At 38.4% G+C, this 22148-nt stretch carries 23 protein-coding genes; 15 read left to right on the plus strand and 8 right to left on the minus strand.

All coding sequences use genetic code 11. The annotated features are described in order from the left end of the window. Positions 1-53: 53 nt before the first annotated feature. Positions 54-995 (plus strand): magnesium transporter CorA family protein, encoded by a 942-nt coding sequence (locus tag M3225_RS07010; protein WP_251392024.1) that lies wholly within the window; start codon positions 54-56, stop codon positions 993-995. Positions 996-1031: 36 nt separating this feature from the next. On the opposite strand, the gene M3225_RS07015 is transcribed toward M3225_RS07010, so the two are convergent. From M3225_RS07015 to M3225_RS07025, 3 genes are all read right to left on the minus strand, one after another. Next, positions 1032-1334 carry a hypothetical protein gene (locus M3225_RS07015; RefSeq protein WP_251392025.1) on the minus strand — a complete coding sequence of 101 codons (303 nt, stop codon included), beginning with the start codon at positions 1332-1334 and terminating at the stop codon, positions 1032-1034. An 18-nt stretch (positions 1335-1352) separates the two neighbouring features. Further along, positions 1353-1658, minus strand: a complete 306-nt coding sequence (locus tag M3225_RS07020) for a hypothetical protein (RefSeq protein WP_251392026.1) — start codon at positions 1656-1658, stop codon at positions 1353-1355. A gap of 130 nt (positions 1659-1788) precedes the next feature. Further along, entirely contained in the window at positions 1789-3000 is a 1212-nt protein-coding gene (locus tag M3225_RS07025; protein ID WP_251392027.1) for an AGE family epimerase/isomerase, read from the minus strand. Between the two features lie 338 nt (positions 3001-3338). On the opposite strand from M3225_RS07025, the gene M3225_RS07030 reads away from it, so the two are divergent. Continuing rightward, positions 3339-4661: an SH3 domain-containing protein gene (locus M3225_RS07030; RefSeq protein ID WP_251392028.1), complete on the plus strand. Its 1323-nt coding sequence runs from the start codon at positions 3339-3341 to the stop codon at positions 4659-4661. A gap of 121 nt (positions 4662-4782) precedes the next feature. On the opposite strand, the gene M3225_RS29805 is transcribed toward M3225_RS07030, so the two are convergent. Continuing rightward, positions 4783-5514, minus strand: coding sequence for a hypothetical protein (locus M3225_RS29805; RefSeq protein WP_251392029.1), 732 nt, complete (start codon positions 5512-5514; stop codon positions 4783-4785). A 258-nt stretch (positions 5515-5772) separates the two neighbouring features. Next, the gene (locus tag M3225_RS07040; RefSeq protein WP_251392031.1) at positions 5773-5985 is read right to left on the minus strand and encodes a cold-shock protein; all 213 of its coding nucleotides are present in this window, start codon (positions 5983-5985) and stop codon (positions 5773-5775) included. A gap of 233 nt (positions 5986-6218) precedes the next feature. On the opposite strand from M3225_RS07040, the gene M3225_RS07045 reads away from it, so the two are divergent. From M3225_RS07045 to M3225_RS07060, 4 genes are all read left to right on the plus strand, one after another. Further along, entirely contained in the window at positions 6219-7091 is an 873-nt protein-coding gene (locus M3225_RS07045) for an STAS domain-containing protein (protein WP_251392033.1), read from the plus strand. 303 nt (positions 7092-7394) lie between these two features. Next, positions 7395-8549 carry a ParM/StbA family protein gene (locus M3225_RS07050; protein WP_251392035.1) on the plus strand — a complete coding sequence of 385 codons (1155 nt, stop codon included), beginning with the start codon at positions 7395-7397 and terminating at the stop codon, positions 8547-8549. A 15-nt stretch (positions 8550-8564) separates the two neighbouring features. Then, positions 8565-9272, plus strand: a complete 708-nt coding sequence (locus M3225_RS07055) for a hypothetical protein (RefSeq protein WP_251392036.1) — start codon at positions 8565-8567, stop codon at positions 9270-9272. Positions 9273-9448: 176 nt separating this feature from the next. Beyond that, a complete protein-coding gene (locus M3225_RS07060; protein ID WP_251392037.1) occupies positions 9449-9619 on the plus strand; it encodes a hypothetical protein in 171 nt (56 codons plus the stop codon). A 386-nt stretch (positions 9620-10005) separates the two neighbouring features. Here the strand turns inward: M3225_RS07060 and M3225_RS07065 are convergent, their stop codons facing one another. Further along, entirely contained in the window at positions 10006-10533 is a 528-nt protein-coding gene (locus tag M3225_RS07065) for a cupin domain-containing protein (protein ID WP_251392038.1), read from the minus strand. A 333-nt stretch (positions 10534-10866) separates the two neighbouring features. Here M3225_RS07065 and M3225_RS07070 point away from each other — a divergent pair, with 333 nt between their 5' ends. From M3225_RS07070 to M3225_RS07080, 3 genes are all read left to right on the plus strand, one after another. After that, positions 10867-11055: a hypothetical protein gene (locus M3225_RS07070; RefSeq protein WP_251392039.1), complete on the plus strand. Its 189-nt coding sequence runs from the start codon at positions 10867-10869 to the stop codon at positions 11053-11055. Positions 11056-11219: 164 nt separating this feature from the next. Continuing rightward, the gene (locus M3225_RS07075) at positions 11220-11396 is read left to right on the plus strand and encodes an aspartyl-phosphate phosphatase Spo0E family protein (protein ID WP_251392040.1); all 177 of its coding nucleotides are present in this window, start codon (positions 11220-11222) and stop codon (positions 11394-11396) included. Between the two features lie 211 nt (positions 11397-11607). Further along, on the plus strand, positions 11608-11997 hold the full coding sequence (locus M3225_RS07080; protein ID WP_251392041.1) for a MerR family transcriptional regulator: 390 nt from the start codon (positions 11608-11610) through the stop codon (positions 11995-11997). A 100-nt stretch (positions 11998-12097) separates the two neighbouring features. Here the strand turns inward: M3225_RS07080 and M3225_RS07085 are convergent, their stop codons facing one another. Both M3225_RS07085 and M3225_RS07090 read right to left on the minus strand, forming a co-directional pair. Next, positions 12098-13153 (minus strand): NAD(P)-dependent alcohol dehydrogenase, encoded by a 1056-nt coding sequence (locus M3225_RS07085; RefSeq protein WP_251392043.1) that lies wholly within the window; start codon positions 13151-13153, stop codon positions 12098-12100. Positions 13154-13353: 200 nt separating this feature from the next. Continuing rightward, on the minus strand, positions 13354-13614 hold the full coding sequence (locus tag M3225_RS07090) for an HPr family phosphocarrier protein (protein ID WP_251392045.1): 261 nt from the start codon (positions 13612-13614) through the stop codon (positions 13354-13356). Between the two features lie 935 nt (positions 13615-14549). On the opposite strand from M3225_RS07090, the gene iolE reads away from it, so the two are divergent. The 6 genes from iolE (at position 14550) to iolD (ending at position 22053) form a co-directional block, all read left to right on the plus strand. Continuing rightward, on the plus strand, positions 14550-15443 hold the full coding sequence (gene iolE, locus M3225_RS07095; protein ID WP_251392047.1) for a myo-inosose-2 dehydratase: 894 nt from the start codon (positions 14550-14552) through the stop codon (positions 15441-15443). 20 nt (positions 15444-15463) lie between these two features. After that, positions 15464-16882: a sugar porter family MFS transporter gene (locus M3225_RS07100; protein WP_251392049.1), complete on the plus strand. Its 1419-nt coding sequence runs from the start codon at positions 15464-15466 to the stop codon at positions 16880-16882. A gap of 22 nt (positions 16883-16904) precedes the next feature. Then, a complete protein-coding gene (iolI, locus tag M3225_RS07105) occupies positions 16905-17762 on the plus strand; it encodes a 2-keto-myo-inositol isomerase (RefSeq protein ID WP_251392051.1) in 858 nt (285 codons plus the stop codon). A 46-nt stretch (positions 17763-17808) separates the two neighbouring features. Then, positions 17809-18648 (plus strand): class II fructose-1,6-bisphosphate aldolase, encoded by an 840-nt coding sequence (gene fba / locus M3225_RS07110; RefSeq protein WP_251394350.1) that lies wholly within the window; start codon positions 17809-17811, stop codon positions 18646-18648. Positions 18649-18777: 129 nt separating this feature from the next. Next, positions 18778-19533 (plus strand): DeoR/GlpR family DNA-binding transcription regulator, encoded by a 756-nt coding sequence (locus tag M3225_RS07115; protein ID WP_251392053.1) that lies wholly within the window; start codon positions 18778-18780, stop codon positions 19531-19533. A 597-nt stretch (positions 19534-20130) separates the two neighbouring features. After that, on the plus strand, positions 20131-22053 hold the full coding sequence (gene iolD, locus M3225_RS07120) for a 3D-(3,5/4)-trihydroxycyclohexane-1,2-dione acylhydrolase (decyclizing) (protein ID WP_251392055.1): 1923 nt from the start codon (positions 20131-20133) through the stop codon (positions 22051-22053). The last annotated feature ends 95 nt before the right edge of the window (positions 22054-22148 follow it).

Raw genomic sequence — 22148 nt, forward strand, 5'->3', positions numbered from 1 at the left:
TTAAGTGATTGTATATAGGGAAAAATTCTAATAAAAGGGGAAAGAGGGAAAGTATGAATACCGTGACGAACGATCATTGGAAATGGTATCAGTTTGATTTAGAAAAAGCAGATGAAATAGCTGATGTCATCAAACACTATCAGTATCCAAGAAATGAATGGTTTTGCCATCAGCTGCAAAAGAAAAATTCTAATCATATACAAGTAGATGTAATAGGAGAAAGTGAGCTCATTTATGGTTCACTGATTTATCATAAAGAGTCGTTTGATCAAAAAAATTACGATTCGTTTCATTTTTATATCACCGAGGAGTTAATTATAACGGCGGGACTTGATTTAGAAATTCTACAAGACACTCATCATAAACAAATGATTGAACGCATGAAGCAGTCTTCTAACACGGCAGAAAGCTTTTTTATTCTTTTAGGTGAAATTATGAAAAAGCACTTAAATGGATTTGATCAGTTTGAAAGTCATTTCAGAGAGCTTCTGTGGGAAGTGCGTCATAACAACAACACGGATGTGTTAGATGATATTCATAAAGCGCGGTATGACCTGCTTATATGGACAAATTTAATCAGCTCTATTCGAGAAGTGACAATGGGGATAGAAGAAGCGTTTCATAAAAAAATTAACCAAACGCTTGAATATGAGCGGATGTGTAAAAAAATTAAAATCGGTCTAACGCTGATTGAACAGTACCAAAAAGAATTTGACGCGTTAATTAAATTAGAAGAAGTTGTGTCTACTCATAGAGGAAATGAGATTATGAAAGCTTTAACACTGCTAACAGCCATTAGTACGCCTTTAACGGCTTTTGGAGCACTGTGGGGAATGAACTTTAAAGGGATGCCCGAGCTTGACTGGAAGTTTGGCTATGTCTATGCGCTTATTTTAATTGTTCTGTCGACCGTTGCCATTTATCTTTATTTAAAAATGAAAGGCTGGACGGGTGACCTGTTAAAAGGAAAAAAAAAGAATTCATTTTTCAAATAAAAAAACCGCTTATAAAAGCGGCTTTTTTATTGCGTGTCATCCGCGCCTCCACGTCGTAGGTTCACCTGAACGAAGGCATCTTGGAAATAAATCATTTTCTTTTAGCTTTACTTGATTGCCGTTTTCGTCCGTATAGCGTCCGGTTTGCGGAACAAGTTCTCCTGTTGAAAAGGCTTCATCTACAGGTTTCCACGTCGTGGATTCACGCGTGTGAGGACATGGTGTAAAAAGGTCATCTTTTTGAAAAAGCTTAATTTCACCTTCTTCGCAAATGTAAGCACCGGATTCTGGTACAGCTTCACTCGTTCGATAAACGTTCTGTACAGTTTTCACTCGCATCCAACCTTTCGTTTTCCATCAGTTGTATTTTAGTGTTCCAGTCGTGGCATCCATGTACGTACGGTCTTCTATGATATCTGACTCATCTAGCTTTCTAAATGGGGCACAGTAGCATACAACACCCGTCTCGATTTCAATTTCTTGAAATCCGTACGTACGGCAAAGGTATTCACCAACATCTGCCGGAGCTGGATGCGTATCCAACTCATCTAACGCTTCATTAAACATCTCTAAAAATTCTTTTTTCGAAAACTTTTTTGTATGATGCAGTGTGACCGGGTCTCCAGAGTCTGTTCCTTGTGCTAACGCATAAAAATACATCATCTTCACTCCTTGCATATATATAGTCGTGCTTTTTCTAAAATGTATAAACAATGATTGTTAGTAAGTAAATTCCCTTAAATAAACAAAATAAACGCATCTAGAAGAAAACGGTTTCTTTATTATCATAATCTTAGCGAGAATTTAGGGCTATCAGCGTTTGATAGCAAGCTGCAACAGGGTGGTAATCGGTTTTAGGAGCCGGGCTTTTTTTCGAGCTGTAGCGTTCATTTTGCTGATTCAACAGCTGATACCAGCCTCCATATGTGTGATCGATAAAATGCTTTTGACAGTAGGAAAACAGCGCGTCGTATGCTTTCCAATATCCGCTGTCTCCGGTTTTAACGCCAAGCAGAGAAGCCGCAGAAATGGCTTCTGCCATCACCCAGTAGTTTTTATCCCTATCAATGACTTCTTCCTGAGGGGATAGCGCAAAGTAAAGACCTCCGTACTCAGCATCCCAGCCTCGGTTCCAGCCCTTATCAAATAAATATTTTGCACGCTCTGTCATCCAGTTTTCCGAACGGTGCCGGTCAAGCCATAAAAGCAGCTTGCTCCATTCAAACTGATGTCCTGGTATAAAGCCGTACGGGCGAAATTCATCTTTTGTATTGTTTTTATTGTAGTTCCAATCCGGCTGCCAGTCTGTATCATAGTGCTCCCAAATCATACCGCCAGATCGTTCAGCAAGCTGCTGGGTAACACCTTTTGCAAGCGTGTACGCTCGGTCTAAGTATTTTTTATCTCTGGTGGCTTCAAACGCAGAAAGCATCGCTTCACACATATGCATATTTGCATTTTGTCCGCGATATAAAGAAGAAGTTGACCATGACACGTCCCATTCGTCTCGGTAAAAGCCGTGCACGTCTTCCCAAAAGTACTCTTCCATCACGTCATATATTTGTTCAATGGTTTCTTTTGCTTCTTGAATGCCGGCTTGATACGCGATGGAAGAAGCTAAAAGAGCAAAAGCGTGTCCGTATGCTTGTTTGGAATCATCGTTGACTTTTCCGTCATCGGCTACTTCAAAAAAGTACCCGCCGTGATCTTTGTCATAGTGGTTGGTTTGTAAAAAACGAATGCCGTGCCAAGCTGCTTCTTTGCACCACTCAGGTCCGTCTAAAAGAGCACCTACACTAAAAATATAAATAAAGCGCGCCGTACTTACCAAGTGCTTTGAATGCGTGTTGTTAACGGTGCCGTCGTCGTAGTATTCATGGATATACCCGCCGTTTTTTTGGTCGATGCAAGCGGGGTAGTAAAAATGAAGAGTATCAAAAATATGCTGTTTTAATATATGAGGTTCTCGAAACGCGGTTGAGGGAAAATCCGTTGTCGTATCCATTTTATCACCATCTCCATCTTTGTTTTTAGTTATTTTTTACCCTAAGCAGTTGGGAATAAACGTAAGGGTTTTTTTGCTGTTTCTGCTCTATTATTCTATTTTTGTTGAAAATGTATCAGTTTGGAAACAAGTTTGATATAACTTTGAAATGATTATCCGGTATTCTAAAAGTACGTGCTAGTTGGAACGAAGGAATGGTACAAAGCCTCTAGACGTCGAATGATTTTATTTAATGTTGTTTGTTTAAGGTTTAGCTTAAACATCGGATCCTGTTTTTACTTAACCTATTAAACTAACAGCATGTATTTCTATTATATTTTGCAAATGAGGTATAAAAAATGACAGAAGTGAACAAACACACATTTTACAAAAAGTTAATGGTAACAGGCCTTGCTTTTACACTTGTAGGAGCAGGAACTCTAGGTCTTCATTCTTCAAAATTCATGAGTGAGCCGGCTGTAGCAAGCGCAGCGGCGGAAACGTATACAACAACGGCGAATTTAAACATTCGAAGCGGCCCATCCACGTCGAACGCGATTATTGCAACGGTCAAACAAGGCACACAGCTAACGGTAGTTGGACAAGCATCAAGCGGCTGGCTGAAAGTAAGCTATCAAGGCAAAACGGGCTACGTAAGCAGTCAGTATGTTAAAAAATCCGTAAGTTCAACTACAAAAACTTATGTAACTACGGCGAATTTAAACATTCGAAGCGGTCCCTCGACATCCAATGCAATTGTTGCAACGGTCAAGCAAGGCACGCAGCTAACAGCGGCGGGAGAACCAGCAAACGGCTGGTTAAAAGTGAGCTATCAAGGCAAGACGGGCTACGTAAGCACGCAGTACGTAAAGGAATCAACAGGTTCTTCTGAAACGGCTCCAGCACCTTCTGTGTATGTGGCGACAGCGAATTTAAATGTTCGAACAACTCCTTCAACTGCTGGTGCCGTTATGGCAACACTTAAAGCCGGAACACAGGTAGACGTGACGGCTAAAGCAGCAAACGGTTGGCTGAAAATTACCTATCAAGGTAAGATTGGCTATGTAAGTGGTCAATACGTACGAGCATTAGCGGGCATGAAAGTGGTTTCGAACCCTGAAAGTATACAAGTTGTCGTGAATAAACAAAACAAGCTTCCGGAAAACTATGTTCCGAAAGATTTAGTATATACAACGATTCCGTTTACATTCAAAGAACAAACGGAAAAGAAAAAAATGCGAAGTGAAGCTGCGGCTGCTATTGCACAGTTATTTGCGGGTGCCAAAAAACAAGGCGTTACGCTTCTTGGCGTATCGGCTTATCGTTCACATGCAACGCAAAGCGCGCTTTTTAGCTCGTATGTTCAAAGAGACGGGTATGATAAAGCGGCAACTTACAGCGCATTGCCAGGCACGAGTGAACATGAAACGGGTCTTGGAATTGATGTGACAAAAGGAGACGGTACATGTGCTGCTCAAGACTGCTTTGGCGGAACAAAAGAAGCAAATTGGCTCGATGCTCACGCAGCAGAATATGGATTTATTATTCGTTATCCAAAAGGAAAAGAAGCGGTAACCGGCTATAAATATGAGCCGTGGCATTTACGATATGTAGGCAAAACAGTGGCGCAGGCGATTAAGAGTAAAGGAATCACGCTTGAAGAATATTACGGCATCAACTAGTTTCTCAAAAAAAGCAAGCTCCGTACACGGAGCTTGCTTTTTTTATCATGTGTATCCTTATTCTTAATAGCGATGAAGCTATCTAGAAGAAGAGATCTCTAAAAAGCGACATTCAGCTTCTTTAGTCGTTTGTTGGAGAAGGAAATCTCGCTGCTTCAAAATGTGAACCATCTTCGGACGTGACGATTGTACCTGGTATACTGCTTTGAACAAAAACTTCAACTCGATCTCCAGCTTCTAAATTATAAATAGTAGACACGGATACCGCATTAACAAACGGTGTGTTCCCGCCAAAGAAATCGTTATCGATAGCTATAGCGGTTGTCCCATTTACACGTATTTCTATGCGAGTTCTATAATCTAGCATCTGGTCGTTAGGGGAGAATCCAACTGTAGCAATAAGGGAATATACGCCATCTTTTTTGGGGCGGAAGGTAGAAGTAATCGGGTTATATTCATTTGCTAAATCAAATTGTTCAGTTGGGAAAACTGCTTTTACAAACGTATCTGCAGGAACATTTTGAGGCATAGTTAAATTGAGTGCTCTAAATGCTGACTCCCGCGTGCTTCCTTTTTTGCCTTTATCTTCTTTATATTTACAAGCCCAATCGTGTGATTCCTCATAGAGATCTTCTTCGCGTCCATAAGTCCAAACATGTGATTCCTCAGAGCTATCTTCTTCGCGTCCATAAGCCCAGCCGCGTGATTCCTCAGGGTCATCTTCTTGATGTTGCTCTTTTTTATATTTAAGGAAATCATCGTGAGATTTCTTCTTGCAAGGATAAGCTTTTTCTACATAATATTTGTCATCTTTATCATTGTAATGGAAATAATACTTTTTTATAATAATCACCCTTTCTTTGAAGTACTCTATACTGTATTCATCCATAGAGGAAATGTTTGGATGCTTGTCTCACAACTTTAGAACTGTTTTTTAAAATAGATAATAATAATTAATTTTGGATGTAGATTTATTTGCATCATATACAAAAACACCTCTTTCGAACAAAAGTCGAAGAGGTGTTTTTGTATTCGAAGAGTATTTGATGGGATAGTCCACTCATAACTCTTTGTATGTGGAGTAATAAGCTGTAAGTAAATGGTCACTCTATCAGTCTACGGGGTGTACTTTTATAGCGCTGGGTCCTTTAGCGCCTTCTTGGATTTCAAACTCTACTTTTTGTCCTTCTGATAGATTTTTATATTCCTCACGTTCGATCGCATTAGAGTGAACGAACACTTCTTTTGATCCATCCTCGGGTGTGATAAATCCAGATCCTTTTGATTCGTTGAACGATTTAACGGTTCCTTTATGTTTACTCATTTAAAAATCCTCCTCATAAGTATAGAAATAAATTCATAGTAGTTTTTTACCCAAACGATAAAATTTCAATCATTTCTATGTTAGTTATACCTATTAGCAGAGTACCTATAACAGTAAATAGTGATGGCTTAACAATTTTTTCATTTCGGTTATATTTTTATATTGTATGTGATATAACTATTGTTATAAAATGTAATCGTTAATTCTGCTAACTAAAGGAGATAAAGAAAAAAATGAGGGATGAGTTGTTATATATAGGGAAGAAAATTATCGGTAATAAACGGGAATTAGCGATACAATTTTCTGATCTGATGGACTCTGAATATAAGCGGAAGCTTGTTTACCAAGAAGAAAGCGAAGTTTTAAAATGGAGAGCAGAACTCATTGAATATTTAGGCGAGTCGCTATTCGAAGAGCACTCGGTCGTTTTAAAGAAAATTGTCCAGTGGGGTACAGACATAGGGAAAGTGGCTGTGGAAAACGGACTCTCTTTGAGTCAAACGTTAAAATCACTCGCGCTGTTTCGAACAGTGATATGGGGTGTTTTTACAGAAGAGTTGCAGCAGAAGCAGTTTGCTCCTATTACGATGCTTGATGTAAGTAAAAAAATTGATCCGATGCTTGATCAGCTTAATCATATATTTGTCGAAATCTATGAAGAACATAACACGGATACAATAAAACGCGCCTATGCAGCGCTAGAAGAATTATCCGTTCCTATAGTTCCTCTTTCTGAAGGGATCGCTGTGATGCCAATCGTTGGACAAATTGATACGCATCGTTCACAGCTTATTATGGAAACGGCTTTAGAAAAAAGTGCTCAGCTGCAGTTGAGTTATTTAATATTTGATATTTCAGGTGTTCTTATCGTCGATACGATGGTAGCAGACAATATTTTTCAAATTGTAAAAGCCTTACAGCTTATCGGCACCAAAACGATGATTACAGGAATACGTCCGGAAATCGCACAAACCGTTGTTGATTTAGGCGTCGATTTTGGAACGATAAAAACAAGAGCGACGTTAGAAAAAGGTCTAGAAGAAATAGGTTTTAGTAAACTGCAAGAAAATCCACAAAGAAAAAAAGACAAATGGCGTTATCAATAAATAAAAAAGCCAAGCCGTGTCGTAAAGATACGGCTTGGCTTTTTTCGTGTATCTACAAGGTGAAAAGAAGGCTTCTATTGCGAGAAATTTAGGCACAAATCACAGCGTCATATGTTACATTTACTTTAAAGATGGGTATTGGTAAAAAGAAGCATTTTAAGCGCTTTTCAATCACATTAGCCGTTTAAAATTAATTAATTGTCAATTTTGAATAACATAAATTATTTAAATACTTAGACAAACAAAAGAGGAAAATATATACTTGTTAGTGTTGTCACGAAAAGATAAAGGGGAGAAATAAGGATGGATATAAAACGTCAGAACGTTGATTTTGGTAACTCAATTTTTCAAACGCTAGTGGATGGTTATTACTATGAAATTCCTACAAACGTAGTAGAAATAACAAAAGATCAGGCGGAGGGTCATTTTCCTTCAAGTGTACATGAACCTGAATTACTTCTTCAAAATTTACTAATCTCTACTGTAATTGAAGGCGTAGAAAAGTATTATTTAGTAGGAGACGCGGCAGAGAAGCACGTGCTAGGCAATATCCATATTAATAAGTTACATAATAAAACTGAATCTGACATTCCTTATGTGATGTTTTTAGCTTCGGTTGCTTATTACAATATACTTAAAGGAAAAGACAAAGAGGATAATAGTGTGACGATCAATTATTTCTCAACTATGCTTCCGATTTGGCTGCTTAAGAAAACAAATAAGTTCAGTGAAATGCAGCATAAGATGGCCGAACGTTTTCAAGGAGAGCACACGGTTACGGTATTGACTCCTGGTTTAGAAAAAACGGTAACTGTTAACGTTGAAACTAGTAAATGCCGCATTGAAAGCGAAGTTGCTCGCTGGGCGATCAAAAAAGATTTCGAATTACAAGATAAAGAAGAAGCAAATGCATTCAAAAATTTTGAAACATTAATTGTAGATTTGGGCGGAGGCACCGTTGACCTTGCACTGCTTCCTGCAGGACTTCAAGCTCCTAAAAGCAGAAATTCGTTGAAGTGTCTGACTGATATTTCATATTTGAAGCATATTGAAAAGCTAAGAAATGAAAAACTGCTTGAGTATTTTGATGATGTTCGCTCATTAGAAGAATTTATTATTACAAATATTCATAAAGCAAAAATGGAGCAAAGAGACGGCAATAGCGGGAAAAAAGTAGATCTCACGGAGCCTATTCACGCTTCGCTTAGAGAGTATACGCAAATTTTATTAACGAAAGTTGAAAATCTATTTCCATCGCCAAAAGATAAAGTCTATAAATATATTTATATTGGAGGACTAGCTCCTATCCTTAAACAGTTTATTCAAGAGCTGATTGATGACATGTACGGGGAAGAAATCAGAGAAGAAAATCATCTTTTCCTGCCAGATACAAGAAAATTAAATTTATACGGCCTTGAAATCTTAAGTAGACATGAAACAAACGCAGTTCACGTTTAAAAAGGGGGAGCATAAATGAGCAATCAAAACACTCGCCTTAAGGAAGCATTAGACGATTGGTACGGTCAGCTAAGTTCCCAAATGGCTGCACCATTTTACGTACTATCAAATGCATTTCTGACAGCTGGAAATCTATCAACAGATATGATAGGAGTAAGGAAACAGACCGTAAATAATGAAGATGAACGTGCAGGTTTTACGATTGAAACCTCTGACATTCCTTCAGAAGTGTCTTCATTTCTGGCGCAAAAACAGCAGGCAAACGAGCTGCAGGACTATATAGTAAGATTGATACAACAAGACTTGCAAAAAATGAGCAAAGAAGATGAAGTAGAGACGTTAGTTCATTCCCTTCGAAAAGAGCTGTTAGGCGAAATTGACTTACTAAAAAAAGAATTGGATTCACGTCTTGCTGCAAGCCGCCAAGAGCATGAATCCACACAGGCAAATGAACTTCAGGATTATGTAGCGAAACTTGTGCAGCAAAACGGGCAGAAAAATACCCAGGAAGAAGAGTTTCGAACGTTATTTAATTCCTTGAGAACCGAGCTGTTAGGCGAAATTAATTTGCTTAAGAAAGAACTTGGCTCTGCTTCAGCGCCTTCTTATAAGCAGCTGAAACCCGTTAGGAATGAGGAAGAAGAAACGTTTAAAGAAGGTCAATTAATTAAAAGTGAAAAAGTGATCGGAACTATTCAAGAAGAAATCGATGTAGATTTCTAAACAGAAAGTAGAGGCGTTATGCCTCTACTTTTATTTGTTTTCTATTTAAAATGAGGCTGGGGCAAAAGTATTTTACTTAAAGGAAGATCCGAACGATGAATCTAGATTCTTGATGGAAAATCAAACTCGTTGGGATTTTTTCATTGGTATGGTGAACGTAGGTTTCAGGTGTTTAGTTGCTTCTAGCTGTTGAGTGGAGGGCAAGGCGAAGAACCCTGCGGGAAAAGTGGAACAGGGGAGACCCGCAGGAGCGTAAGCGACGAGAAGGCTCACCGGCCGCCCGCGGCGGAAAGCGAAGTCTTGCACGGAAATCAGCAGCGGGCCAATGTAAAAGCTTTAGCGTATGAATCATAAAGCTCTTTTGTTTCTTTTTTGCTTTTTTCTAAAGTATAAGCAAAGGTCAAATGTAACGATGGTACAAATACTGCACTTTATCATAAACCAAAATAACGATTCGTTGATGCCAAATCCGCCAATCGAAGCTTTTAGTTCATTTAACTGTCGAAAAATTAAATTTATGTCATTTATAGATAATGCTTTTTTCTCAACTATATTTTAAGGATTCTTGTTCGAGAAGGTAAATGAGTAGGATGTAGTTACTACATAAAAAGAGGCTGGTTAGAAAACGTGATGCACCAATTTTCTAGCCAGCCTCTTGTAGTCAAAATCCATCTATTTACTTAGCATTTATTTTGAAAAAGCCTTCCAATACTGCATAACTCCTTGCTCATCTTTAATGTTCTTCAGCCAAGGCATTTGCTTTTGTCACATGAACCGTACCAAATGGATGGTTTGGGGGAGCATATATGGAGTAAAGTTTTAGCGGGGTGGTACCCGTATTTGTTACATCATGCCATGTTCCGGCAGGGATAAATATCGCATCATCATCGTAGACCTTTCGTTTAAAGGTTAGATTGTTTTTACTTTTGCCCATTTGAACAACGCCTTGCCCCTGTTCAATACGCAGGAATTGATCAACGTTAGGATGGATTTCTAAGCCAATATCTTCACCGGGCTTGAGACTCATTAACGTCACTTGTAAATGTGTTCCAGTCCATAAAGCAGTGCGGTAAGTATTGTTTTGCTTTGTCGCTTCATTAATGTTAATAACAAATGGCCTTGGCCCATAGTCCTTTAATTTACCGTTTCTTTGCTGAAAATGTTCGTTGGTGTGATAGTGATTCGGCAAATAATAACTATATGGCTGCCAACTATAGTATACTGGGTTCTGCCACTGATGATAATAAGGCGTATAGTGCATACTCATTCTCCTTTTATCGTTTAATTTTTCTTTTCATCCTATGCTTTTGTTAAAACGGTTGATACCATTTGCCTTTTTGTCCGCGGTCTTTATCCACTTATTTTTTGCTAAAATCGTATCATTAAAGAAGTGCTCAATGAGTGACATAAGAGCAAGAGTTGGAACGTGGAGATTCTGTGATTAACGATTTATCTGAGCCTTTTGATTGTTGTAAGATCATTAAAAAATAACGTTATCACTTTAATGCAATAATTCATTAGATTTATATCGTATGAAAACGTTTTATCTGATATAATTTTAGTAGATGAAAATTATTTTAAAGGGTGACGTTCATTGAAAGAAAAAAAACTTCAAGAATTAACTGAACATCTTAATAATTTATTCAACAGTTTAATTCATGGATCTATCACAGAAGGTGAATTTAATGAGCTGTCTGAAGAGCTTTATAGAAAGCAAACGAGACTGCGCTATGAAATAGAGTGTGAGAAAGGTTCGTATTACCGAGAACATTTTAGAGGCTAAGGATTTGCATGAGGATTATTTTATAAGTATAGTAATATATTTACTTCATAAAAAAACACAGCTGTTAAAGCGCTAAAACTCGCTATTCACCCCCAAAAACCTGTATGATAGGTTTAGGATTACCGCATATGAGCAATATGTATAGTAAAAAGGGGTGTTGAGCTGTGAAGTGGTATAAAGGCGTTGTCATGCAAGTCTTAATGACAGAAAACGAAACAGCAAGAGAGCATATGGTTATGTTAGGACTTACAGAAGGTTTTACAAGTCGTAATACAGTTCGAATCAGTCAAGCCCTTGATTATTTGTTAAATGAACTAAGTAAAGTAATGGCTGCAGATTAAATAGTATTTTCTATATAAAAATGAAAAGAGCTGCTGATTTCACGACAGCTCTTTATAAGTTGCTTTAACGTTTACTTTAATGTCTATAATACTATTAAAGCGAAATATACAGTTAAAATTTAGAAAATCAGTTGAAGGTGCCCGTGAAATGGGAAGCTGAGATACATAAAGAAAATGGCGTATCAAAAATAGCGATGGAGGGTATAGTGGAATGGAATATCATATTAAAGAGGCTGCTGCAAAGGTAGGGCTACCTACGCATACGCTTCGATACTACGAGCAGCAAGGGCTTTTACCTTTTATAAAAAGAGATGAGAATGGAAACCGTATTTTTAGTGAGTCCGATATAGAGTGGCTGGAATTTATTATTTGCTTACGAAAAACGGACATCGCTCTTTTAGAGTTACGTAAGATTGTTGAATTAACACAAGAAGGTGATGATACAATCGGTTTGCGCAAGCAAATATTTGAAAAGCATAGAGAGAAAATGATGGAAAAACAAAGAGAACTGGATGCAGCTTTTAGAAAAGTTGAAACCAAAATCCATTATTATGATAAATTAGAGCAAAAGTACCAAGAAGAACTTTCATCTAAAACCTAATTTATCGTTTGCTTTTTTTATGTTAAAGTATTGAGGTTCGATTTTATAAAGAAGCAAAAAGCGGGCAGCTAATGGAATTAGCGCCCGCTTTTCTCTAAACTTACAGTGTAGAAATGTCAATAACAAATCGATAGCGAACATCGCTGCGAAGAACGCGCTCGTACGCTTCATCTACTTGATTAGCATTGATAACTTCAATCATAGGAGCAACACCGTGTTCAGCTGCAAAATCAAGCATTTCTTGTGTTTCACGAATGCCACCTACAAGTGAACCAGCAATGCTGCGGCGGCCCATGATGAGGGAGAATACGCTGTATTGATCTGGGTTAGCCGGTGCGCCAACGTTAACAAGCGTTCCATCTACACGAAGTAAAGATAAATATTGATCTACGTTCAAATTAGCCGATACCGTGTTTAAGATAAGGTCAAAGCGACCGGCTAATTCAGTGAACGTCGTCTCATCACTTGTCGCAAAATAATGATCTGCGCCAAAGCTTAGAGCTTCTTCTTTTTTATTGTTAGAACGGCTCAATACCGTAACTTCAGCACCCATTGCATGCGCAAATTGAATGGCTACATGTCCAAGACCGCCCATTCCCACGATCGCAACTTTTTTGCCAGGACCAGCATTCCAGTGCTTTAATGGAGAAAATGTCGTAATCCCCGCACATAGAAGCGGACTTGCTGCATCCATACTTAAATTATCAGGAATACGAACAACAAACCCTTCTTTTACGACGATTTTTTGGCTGTAGCCGCCGTATGTAGGGTTTCCGTCGTAATCCAACGAATTATACGTTTGAACAACGCCTTTTGTACAGTATTGTTCGTCTCCGTTCAGGCAGTACTCGCACTCTCCGCAAGAGTCAACGAAACATCCAACGCCCACGCGATCACCAACCGCGTATTTTGTTACGTTTTCTCCAACTGCTTCAACTACTCCCGCGATTTCGTGACCAGGAACCATCGGGAACATTCCGCCGCCCCACTCATCAAATGCACTATGAATATCAGAGTGACAGATACCGCTAAACTTAATATCAATTAAAACGTCGTCTGCTCGCAGTTCTCTGTGTTCAATTGTCGTGTTCTCGAATTTTGCCTTTGCATGTGGCGCACTTAGAACACGTGATGTTGTTGTATGTTGATTACACATAATTAAAAACACATTCCTTTCGTACTAAATATAATCAGTTTGCTAATACAATAAAGTTCACCAACTATATTTGATGTATTTAAAAGATACAACATTAGCTTAAACGTTAAAGTCGACTTTAAAGCAAGCCCTTTCTTGAAAAAATTTTTTCTTTCTATGATTTTATTAAAAAGGAGAGTGAGGAATAGCAAAGCAGCTTCCTATCTATGTTTAGTTAAAAGAAATTTTTCAAGGGTGCGAGCGGCGGCCTGTTCATCAACTCCATCTGTCAGTAACGTCATTTCATCTCCTTTTTTAACTGCCAAAGCTATTACCTTCATGATGCTTTTTCCATTTGCAGATTTTCCATCTTTCGCAAGAAAAATTTCACTTTGAAACGAACAAGCTTCACGCGCAAATAAAGCTGTATGTCTAGCTTGAAGTCCGCCAGAAAGTTGCACCGTCATTCTTTTAATCAGCATACTGTTTCTCCTTTTTTTGGATTTTTAAAAGCTATACAACTAGCTTAAACGTTAAAGTTGACTTTAATGCAAGAGATAATTTTGATAAAAAGGGAAGAAAAGCTGAACTTGATGTCAATGTCCATAGTCATTCCACTGCCGGTATGAGAGGATGGGAAAAGAGCCTGATGCCGCTTTTAAAGAACAGCTTCCATAACTCCTTTTGCTGGATGAGCAAAGCGTGTGAGAAGAGATCCTGAAAAACAAAGAAAAATGATGAAATACTAAGCAAATGAGAATATTTGACTCTTTTAACAGACATGTGTACGTTTTCATGCTGAATGTTTGCGTTTCCACTGACTTTGTCAAATGCGAGACAATTGTTGATAATAGAACTATATAAGAGGCAAAGGGGACGATGAAGTGAAAAAGTCGATTTTAAAGGTAGAAAAATTCATAACTGAATTTAAAACGTCAATGACAAGCTACGGAGAAGCTATTATAAAAGTAAAAGGAAACTGATGATAAAAAGGTGTAGGCCATTCTTTTTATACATTTATTCCATAAAGTCATACTAAATAACGACACTATTAAAATAAGAAATATAACTTTGCTAATAAAAGCTTTATCTATTATTGGAATAACAGTGGATAAAGCTTTTTTGTGCGGTTATATAAGTGGATGTTATGGTTTCTATAGACTGCATTTTTAGAATCAATAAATTTTTAGGTAGACGCAGTATATAAAAGATTCTGAAATTTTAATATTGACTGAAAGCGTTTTTAATATTAATATTAATTCAAACTTAACCAATATTTAACCAACACATAACAAAAGAGTTCCTTTATCTACAAATGAAATCGATTTCATTTGTAGAGTTATACGATTGGTAAGTTTTATCACTATCTATTGCTAGTGAGGCAACATTACACAATAAGGGGAAAAGAGGAATCAAAATGGGAAACGAAAATATTCTGTGGGGAATTGCTCCAATCGGCTGGAGAAATGATGATATTCCTGAAATTGGTGCAGAAAACACATTGCAGCATCTTTTAAGCGATATCGTCGTAGCGGGCTTTCAAGGAACAGAGGTGGGAGGTTTTTTTCCTGAACCAAGCATATTAAACAAAGAGCTTAAGCTTCGAAATTTAAGAATTGCAGGGCAGTGGTTTAGTAGTTTTATCATTCGTGATGGCATACAGGAAACGTCAAGTTTATTTCATAAACATTGTCAGTATCTACAGGAAGTTCATGCTGATGTGGCGGTCGTATCAGAGCAAACTTATAGTGTTCAAGGAATTGAAAAGAATGTTTTTGCTGAAAAACCATATTTCAGTGATCAAGAATGGGAAGCATTATGTACAGGATTAAATGAGCTCGGAAAAATCGCAGCAGAATACGGTTTACATCTTGTCTACCATCACCATATGGGAACAGGTGTACAAACATTAGCTGAAATTGATCGGTTAATGGATGGAACGGACGCAAATCATGTTCATCTCCTATATGATACAGGACATATTTATGTTTCTGACGGAGATTATATGGAGCTATTACATAAACATATAGATCGTATCAAGCACGTTCACTTTAAGGATGCAAGAAGAAACGTACTGGAGCAATGCAAAAAAGAAGGAAAGTCATTTTTGCAATCGTTTCTAGCAGGTATGTTTACCGTGCCAGGTGATGGATGTGTAGATTTTACAAACGTGTATAAAGCGTTAGTTGATTATAACTACAAAGGATGGATTGTAGTTGAGGCTGAACAGGACCCTTCAATTGCGCATCCACTGGAATATGCTTTAATGGCCCGCAAGTACATTAACGAAAAGTTAGTTATTCATTCTTAAAATAAGACGGGGGAATTAGCATGGGTAAACAGGGAAATCAACATTCATTTTTACGTACGATTATTTTAGTCTCTACGTTTGGTGGACTGCTTTTTGGATATGACACGGGAGTTATTAACGGGGCATTGCCTTATATGTCTGAATCTGATCAATTGAATCTTAACTCTTTTACTCAAGGTCTTGTAACAAGCGCTCTTTTATTTGGTGCTGCATTTGGTGCGGTAGTAGGCGGCAGGTTAGCAGATTATAACGGGCGGCGTAAAACGATTCTGTATCTCGCGATTCTATTTTTTGTCTCCACAATTGGATGTGCGATTTCGCCAAACGCAGCCATTATGATTCTTTGCCGTTTTCTATTAGGACTTGCTGTAGGCGGCGCATCTGTTACCGTACCGACATATTTAGCTGAAATGTCACCAGCTGAAAGCCGAGGGAAAATGGTAACTCAAAATGAACTCATGATTGTTACTGGCCAGCTTCTAGCTTTTACGTTTAACGCGATTATCGGAAATATGCTAGGCGAAACCCCTCACGTTTGGCGTTATATGCTGCCAATTGCTGCAATTCCAGCTGTCTTTTTATTCTTTGGCATGCTTAGAGTACCAGAAAGTCCCCGCTGGCTTGTGTCAAAAGGGAAAAATAATGAAGCGCTAACGGTTCTTCAAAAGATAAGGGAAAGCAAAAGAGCCAAATCAGAGCTGCAGGAGATTGAGAGCGCTTACGAGCAAGAAGCAAAAGTGGAAAAAGCAACGTTTAAAGACTTAACAACTCCATGGGTGCGAAGAGTCGTTTTCCTTGGTATTGGAATTGCTGTGGTGCAGCAAATTACCGGCGTAAACTCCATTATGTATTACGGCACTGAAATTTTAAAAGATGCAGGTTTTCAAACAGAAGCTGCTCTTATTGGAAATATTGGAAATGGCGTGATATCTGTTTTAGCAACTTTTGTAGGGATTTGGCTGCTAGGTAAAGTTGGACGCAGGCCAATGCTTATAACGGGATTGGTGGGAACCACTACTGCCCTACTGCTGATTGGTATATTTTCTCTTGTATTTGAAGGATCTGCGGCACTTCCATATATCGTATTAGCATTAACGATTACGTTCCTCGCGTTTCAGCAAGGAGCTATATCTCCGGTAACGTGGCTAATGCTTTCAGAAATCTTCCCTTTACGACTAAGAGGCTTAGGGATGGGTGTTACCGTGTTTTGTCTGTGGGGAATCAACTTCCTTGTAGGCTTAACGTTTCCTGTTTTACTAGCCAGCATTGGCTTATCTACTACGTTCTTTGTCTTTGTTGTACTCGGAATCGGAGCGATTCTATTTGTTAAAAAGTTTTTACCGGAAACAAAAGGACTTACACTTGAAGAATTGGAGCAAAGATTCCGCAGCTATGATAACGAAGACTCTGACGTAATGAATGACAATAAAGTTATTTAAGTAAGGAATGGAGAGAATCAATATGAAACTATGTTTTAACGAAGCAACAACATTAGAAAATTCGAATCTGGCAAAAGACCTGGAGTATTGCAACAAGCACGGATATGACTATATTGAAATTCGTACAATGGATAAACTGCCTGAGTATTTAGAAAGTCACTCAATGGATGATTTAGCGCAGTTTTTTAATACAAATCATATTAAACCACTAGCGCTGAATGCTTTAGTCTTCTTTAATAACCGCAGTGAAAAAGAGTACAAGGAAGTTATAGAAGAGTTTAAGGGTATGCTAGAAACCGCTCAAAAGATAGGTGCTCAATATATCGTAGCCGTTCCTTTAGTAACGGAACAAAAAATAGTAAAAGCAGAGATTAAAGATAGCTGTGTACAAGTGCTGAATGAATTATCGGAATTGGCTGAACCTTACGGAGTTAAAATCGCGGTTGAATTTGTAGGGCATCCTCAGTGTACGGTTAATACGTTTGATCAAGCTTATGATATTGTACAAACTGTGAACCGAGATAACGTAGGTTTAGTCTTTGACTGCTTCCACTTCCATGCGATGGGCTCGAAATTAGAAGACTTAAAACAAGCGGATATTTCTAAAATATTTATCGTTCATATTGATGACACGGAAGATTTTCCTATTGGCTTCTTAACAGATGAAGATAGAGTATGGCCAGGTCTAGGAGCAATTGATTTAGATGCTATTTTCTCAACATTAAAAGAAAAAGGCTACAAAGACGCGGTATCTGTAGAGCTATTCCGACCTGAATATTATCAATTAAGTACGGAAGAAGCAATTAAGACAGCTAAAGAGACAACCATTAAGGCTATCTCAGAATACTACAGCTTTAAAACAACAAAATCATATTCATGATAAGGAGTGTCAGTCGGTGACGTTAGTATCTTCAAAACTAGTATCAATGAAAGATATGCTTCATGCTGCTAAAAAAGGAAACTATGCGGTTGGTCAGTATAATATTAACAGTCTGCAGTGGGCACAGGCTATTTTACAAGCTGCCGAAGAGGAAAAAGCGCCTGTCATTGCAGCCGTTTCAGACAGGCTTGTGGACTATTTAGGTGGATTTAAAACCATTGTAGGGATGATCGAAGGTTTGTTAGAGGAAATGAACATTACAGTTCCTGTTGCACTTCACTTAGATCATGGTATGAGTATAGAAAGATGTAAAAAAGCTATCGACGCTGGATTTAGCTCGGTCATGTTTGACGGTTCTCATTATCCAATTGATGAAAATATTGCAATGACTAAGCAAGTAGTAGACTATGCTGGTGCTCAATATGTTTCCGTTGAAGCTGAAGTCGGAACAGTCGGGGGCATGGAAGACGGGCTCATTGGCAACATCGTGTACGCAGACCCGGCCGAGTGCCTGCGTCTTGTAAAAGAAACGGGAGTAGATGCTTTAGCAGCTGCTTTAGGTTCAGTTCACGGACAGTACCAAGGGGAACCACAGTTAGGCTTTGATGAAATGAAAGAAATAGCTGATTTAACAGATGTGCCGCTAGTTTTACACGGAGGTTCCGGTATACCAAACTACCAAATTCAAAAAGCAATAGCTCTTGGACATGCTAAAATTAATGTGAATACTGAGTGCCTTCAGGCCTGGGCACGCGCTGTTCGTCAAACGTTGGAAAGCGACAGTGAAGTGTATGATCCGCGAACAATTCTTACACCGGGAAAAGAAGCGGTTATGGCGACTGTAAAAGAGAAAATGAGAGAGTTTCATACGAGTAATAAAGCTTAATAAAAAAGGGATATCTTATGTGGAGTGATAAGATATCCCTCTTTGTTTTAGCAGTTATCTCTCTAGAAAATGCCTTTTGCAAGGGTTATAATAGTAGGTAACGAAAAAAGATAAACGAGGGAGGTAGAAATGTTAAAAACGAAGAGAATTCAACAAATTCAAGAGTATGTTTTTGAACATGAATCTGTCTCATTAGATGATTTGGTTTCGGTGTTTGAAGTCTCTAAAAACACGATTCGACGCGATGTTCAAAAGTTAGTGGATGAAGGGCATATTAAAAAAGTATACGGCGGAGTAGCTGTTAACCATGTGAAGCTTGAATCATTTAATGAAAGACAAACAAGAAACCAGTTTCAAAAGCGTTTAATTGCCAAAACGGCAGCTCAGTATGTAGAAGACGGAGATGTCATCTTTATTGATTCAGGAACCACCACGTTAGGGATGATTGAATTTCTAAAAGACAAATCGATAACGATTGTTACCAATAGTTTAGATGTTATTATCAAAGCCCTGCCTTTTGATGCGTTAAAGGTAATTTCTACGGGTGGCTACCTTGAACGTGAAACTCAATCATTTTCTAGCTTTAACCATGTCAATCCTGTAAAAAACTATAACTTTGATAAAGTATTTATGGCTTCTACGGGTATTTCCATATCAAATGGCGTTACCAATTCATCGCCCGTTGAAAGTGAAATCAAAGAAACCGTGATAAAAAGAAGTACAAAAGTGTTTTTATTAGCAGATCATACGAAATTTGATAAGTATGCAATGATTACGTATTGTGAGCTGCATGAAGTTGATTATTTAATCACAGATAAAGTGGACGTTAGCTATCAGCACTATGCCCAAGAAAATGAGGTTAGCCTTATCCTTGCGGAAGAATAAGTGTTTTTGAGCTATTATACATATGCTTAGATCTAGAGCCAGTAGGCATACGAAGAGGTATGCCTTTTCTTTTTTCTTCACTCCGTGCACATCTATAAAGCGATTATGGTGAATAAAAATATAAACTAACAAAATTTTTAAAAAAGTGTTTACAAAGTAAACTGAATATTATAAACTAGGTTCATAGACAAGAAAGCGCTTTTAAAACTAGATGAAATCGATTTCATTAAACGAAGCTAAATGTATAATGAGAAAGGTTTTACAGGCAAGACAGAGAATGAAAAAATGATGGGGAAGTTAAGGATGAAGTTTGAAAAATATTTTTTTAACACCAAATGAAATCGATTTCATTTGAAAGTGGAATTTATGATGGATTTCCGACCTTTTTCCAACCTTCAAGCGTTAAAAAGTGCAGGAGATGAAAGTATTTGTCTCATCACTAAATGGCAGCTAGAATCAAGGAGAAAGCTAGGAAATAAGAGGGGTAGAACCTCATTTATCACATTGGATGAAATCGATTTCATCCTAAAATGAGAACATAGTGTAGAAAAATCAATCTGTTGGTGATTAATTTCAGAAGATAAGGTAGGAAGGTATATGAAAACGATAAGGTTAACAACTAGTCAAGCTATAGTTAAATTTCTAAATCAGCAATATGTAGAGTTTGATGGAAAAAAAGAGCGTTTCATCAAAGGAGTATTCACTATTTTTGGACATGGAAATGTGGTGGGTATCGGGCAAGCGCTGCAGGAAAACCCAGGGGAGCTTGAAGTATATCAAGGCAGAAACGAACAGGGAATGGCTCATGCTGCAGTAGCTTTTGCAAAACAAAAACATCGAAAACAGATCATGGCCTGCTCTTCTTCCGTTGGTCCAGGCTCAGCGAATATGGTTACATCGGCTGCTACAGCTACTGCAAACAATATTCCGGTACTGCTTTTGCCAAGCGATGTGTTTGCCACTCGCCAGCCGGACCCGGTTCTTCAACAAATTGAACAAACACATGATTTATCTCTTTCTACAAATGATGCCTTCCGGTCCGTCAGCAAGTATTGGGATCGAGTCAGCCGTCCAGAACAGCTGATGTCGGCTATGATCAATGCGATGCGTGTATTAACAGATCCGGCAGATACAGGAGCCGTTACAATCGCGCTGCCGCAGGATGTACAAGGAGAAGCGTGGGATTTTCCAGAAAGTTTCTTCCGTGAGCGTACCCACCTGATTGAACGCCGCGAGCCTTCGCAAGAAAGTATCAGAAATGCAGTTAAGCTGATTAAATCGAAGAAAAAGCCTCTTCTTATTTTAGGCGGCGGCGTTCGTTATTCAGAGGCTGCGGATGCATTTGCTGCATTTGCTGAAAAGTTTCATATTCCATTTAGCGAAACGCAAGCTGGAAAAAGCGGGCTTGAAAGCAATCATCCTTTAAATCTAGGAGGAGTTGGCGTAACGGGTAACAGCGCTGCTAATAAAATAGCGCAATCTGCGGATTTAATTATTGGTGTTGGTACACGCTTCACAGATTTTACGACTTCTTCAAAACTGTTTTACGCTGAAACGGATGTATTAACCATTAACATTTCTGAATTTCACGCATCAAAATTGGAGGCTACTAAAATTGTCGCGGATGCTAAAGTGGGTCTTGAAGCTCTTTCGTCTGCATTAGAAGGCTATAAATCAGGCTATGAAACTGAAATTGAACAAGCCAAATCAGAATGGAATCAAGAGCTGACTCGTTTAAAAAATATTGCATACACAGGCGAAGAATTTATTCCGGAAATTAAAGGACATTTTGATCAAAGCCTGTCGGAGTATAAAGATAGCCTAAGCACCGAACTTGTCCAAACGACTGTGCTTGGTAAAGTAAATGAACTAATTGCACCTGATTCTATTATTACATGTGCAGCGGGAAGCCTCCCGGGTGACCTTCAGCGTATGTGGATCTCAAATGAACGTAATACGTATCACCTTGAATACGGATATTCATGTATGGGCTATGAAATTGCCTCTGCCTTGGGTGCTAAGATGGCTGAGCCGAATAAAGAAGTGTATGCGATGGTAGGAGACGGAAGCTACTTAATGCTTCATAGTGAGCTGGTAACCAGCATTCAAGAAGGAATTAAAATAAATATTGTTCTTTTTGATAATTCCGGCTTTGGCTGCATCAATAACTTGCAAATGGATAATGGAATTGAAAGCTTTGGCACAGAATTCCGTGTTCGTAATCCACGGACGGGGCAGCTTGATGGAGATATTATGCGCATCAACTTTGCTCAATCTGCAGCTGCGTACGGAGCAAAAACATACGAAGTGTATACGATGGAAGAGCTTGAATATGCCATTGAAGATTCCAAAAAGCAAAGTGTTAGTACATTGATTGACATTAAAGTTCTTCCAAAAACAATGACGGACGGCTACGATTCTTGGTGGCATGTAGGAGTAGCATCCGTATCTGAAAGCTCAAAAGTTCAAACGGCATTTGAAGGAAAAGAAAGCCATTTACAAAAAGCAAGAAAATATTAATTTCTCAAAAAGATAGAAGCTTTAGCTCACTCGGCTAAAGGGTGTTTCTAGCATAAATACGTTAAAAAATAAGAAATAGAAAGGCGTGGAAACGA

This window comes from Priestia aryabhattai (genome assembly GCF_023715685.1).
GTDB classification, from domain to species: Bacteria; Bacillota; Bacilli; order Bacillales; family Bacillaceae_H; genus Priestia; species Priestia aryabhattai_B.

Bases quoted from the DNA above. Each gene is read 5' to 3' on its own strand.
- M3225_RS07010 (WP_251392024.1), top strand. From the start codon at position 54: ATGAATACCGTGACGAACGATCATTGGAAATGGTATCAGTTTGATTTA.
- M3225_RS07015 (WP_251392025.1), bottom strand. From the start codon at position 1,334: ATGCGAGTGAAAACTGTACAGAACGTTTATCGAACGAGTGAAGCTGTA.
- M3225_RS07020 (WP_251392026.1), bottom strand. From the start codon at position 1,658: ATGATGTATTTTTATGCGTTAGCACAAGGAACAGACTCTGGAGACCCG.
- M3225_RS07025 (WP_251392027.1), bottom strand. From the start codon at position 3,000: ATGGATACGACAACGGATTTTCCCTCAACCGCGTTTCGAGAACCTCAT.
- M3225_RS07030 (WP_251392028.1), top strand. From the start codon at position 3,339: ATGACAGAAGTGAACAAACACACATTTTACAAAAAGTTAATGGTAACA.
- M3225_RS07040 (WP_251392031.1), bottom strand. From the start codon at position 5,985: ATGAGTAAACATAAAGGAACCGTTAAATCGTTCAACGAATCAAAAGGA.
- M3225_RS07045 (WP_251392033.1), top strand. From the start codon at position 6,219: ATGAGGGATGAGTTGTTATATATAGGGAAGAAAATTATCGGTAATAAA.
- M3225_RS07050 (WP_251392035.1), top strand. From the start codon at position 7,395: ATGGATATAAAACGTCAGAACGTTGATTTTGGTAACTCAATTTTTCAA.
- M3225_RS07055 (WP_251392036.1), top strand. From the start codon at position 8,565: ATGAGCAATCAAAACACTCGCCTTAAGGAAGCATTAGACGATTGGTAC.
- M3225_RS07065 (WP_251392038.1), bottom strand. From the start codon at position 10,533: ATGCACTATACGCCTTATTATCATCAGTGGCAGAACCCAGTATACTAT.
- M3225_RS07080 (WP_251392041.1), top strand. From the start codon at position 11,608: ATGGAATATCATATTAAAGAGGCTGCTGCAAAGGTAGGGCTACCTACG.
- M3225_RS07085 (WP_251392043.1), bottom strand. From the start codon at position 13,153: ATGTGTAATCAACATACAACAACATCACGTGTTCTAAGTGCGCCACAT.
- M3225_RS07090 (WP_251392045.1), bottom strand. From the start codon at position 13,614: ATGCTGATTAAAAGAATGACGGTGCAACTTTCTGGCGGACTTCAAGCT.
- iolE (WP_251392047.1), top strand. From the start codon at position 14,550: ATGGGAAACGAAAATATTCTGTGGGGAATTGCTCCAATCGGCTGGAGA.
- M3225_RS07100 (WP_251392049.1), top strand. From the start codon at position 15,464: ATGGGTAAACAGGGAAATCAACATTCATTTTTACGTACGATTATTTTA.
- iolI (WP_251392051.1), top strand. From the start codon at position 16,905: ATGAAACTATGTTTTAACGAAGCAACAACATTAGAAAATTCGAATCTG.
- fba (WP_251394350.1), top strand. From the start codon at position 17,809: ATGAAAGATATGCTTCATGCTGCTAAAAAAGGAAACTATGCGGTTGGT.
- M3225_RS07115 (WP_251392053.1), top strand. From the start codon at position 18,778: ATGTTAAAAACGAAGAGAATTCAACAAATTCAAGAGTATGTTTTTGAA.
- iolD (WP_251392055.1), top strand. From the start codon at position 20,131: ATGAAAACGATAAGGTTAACAACTAGTCAAGCTATAGTTAAATTTCTA.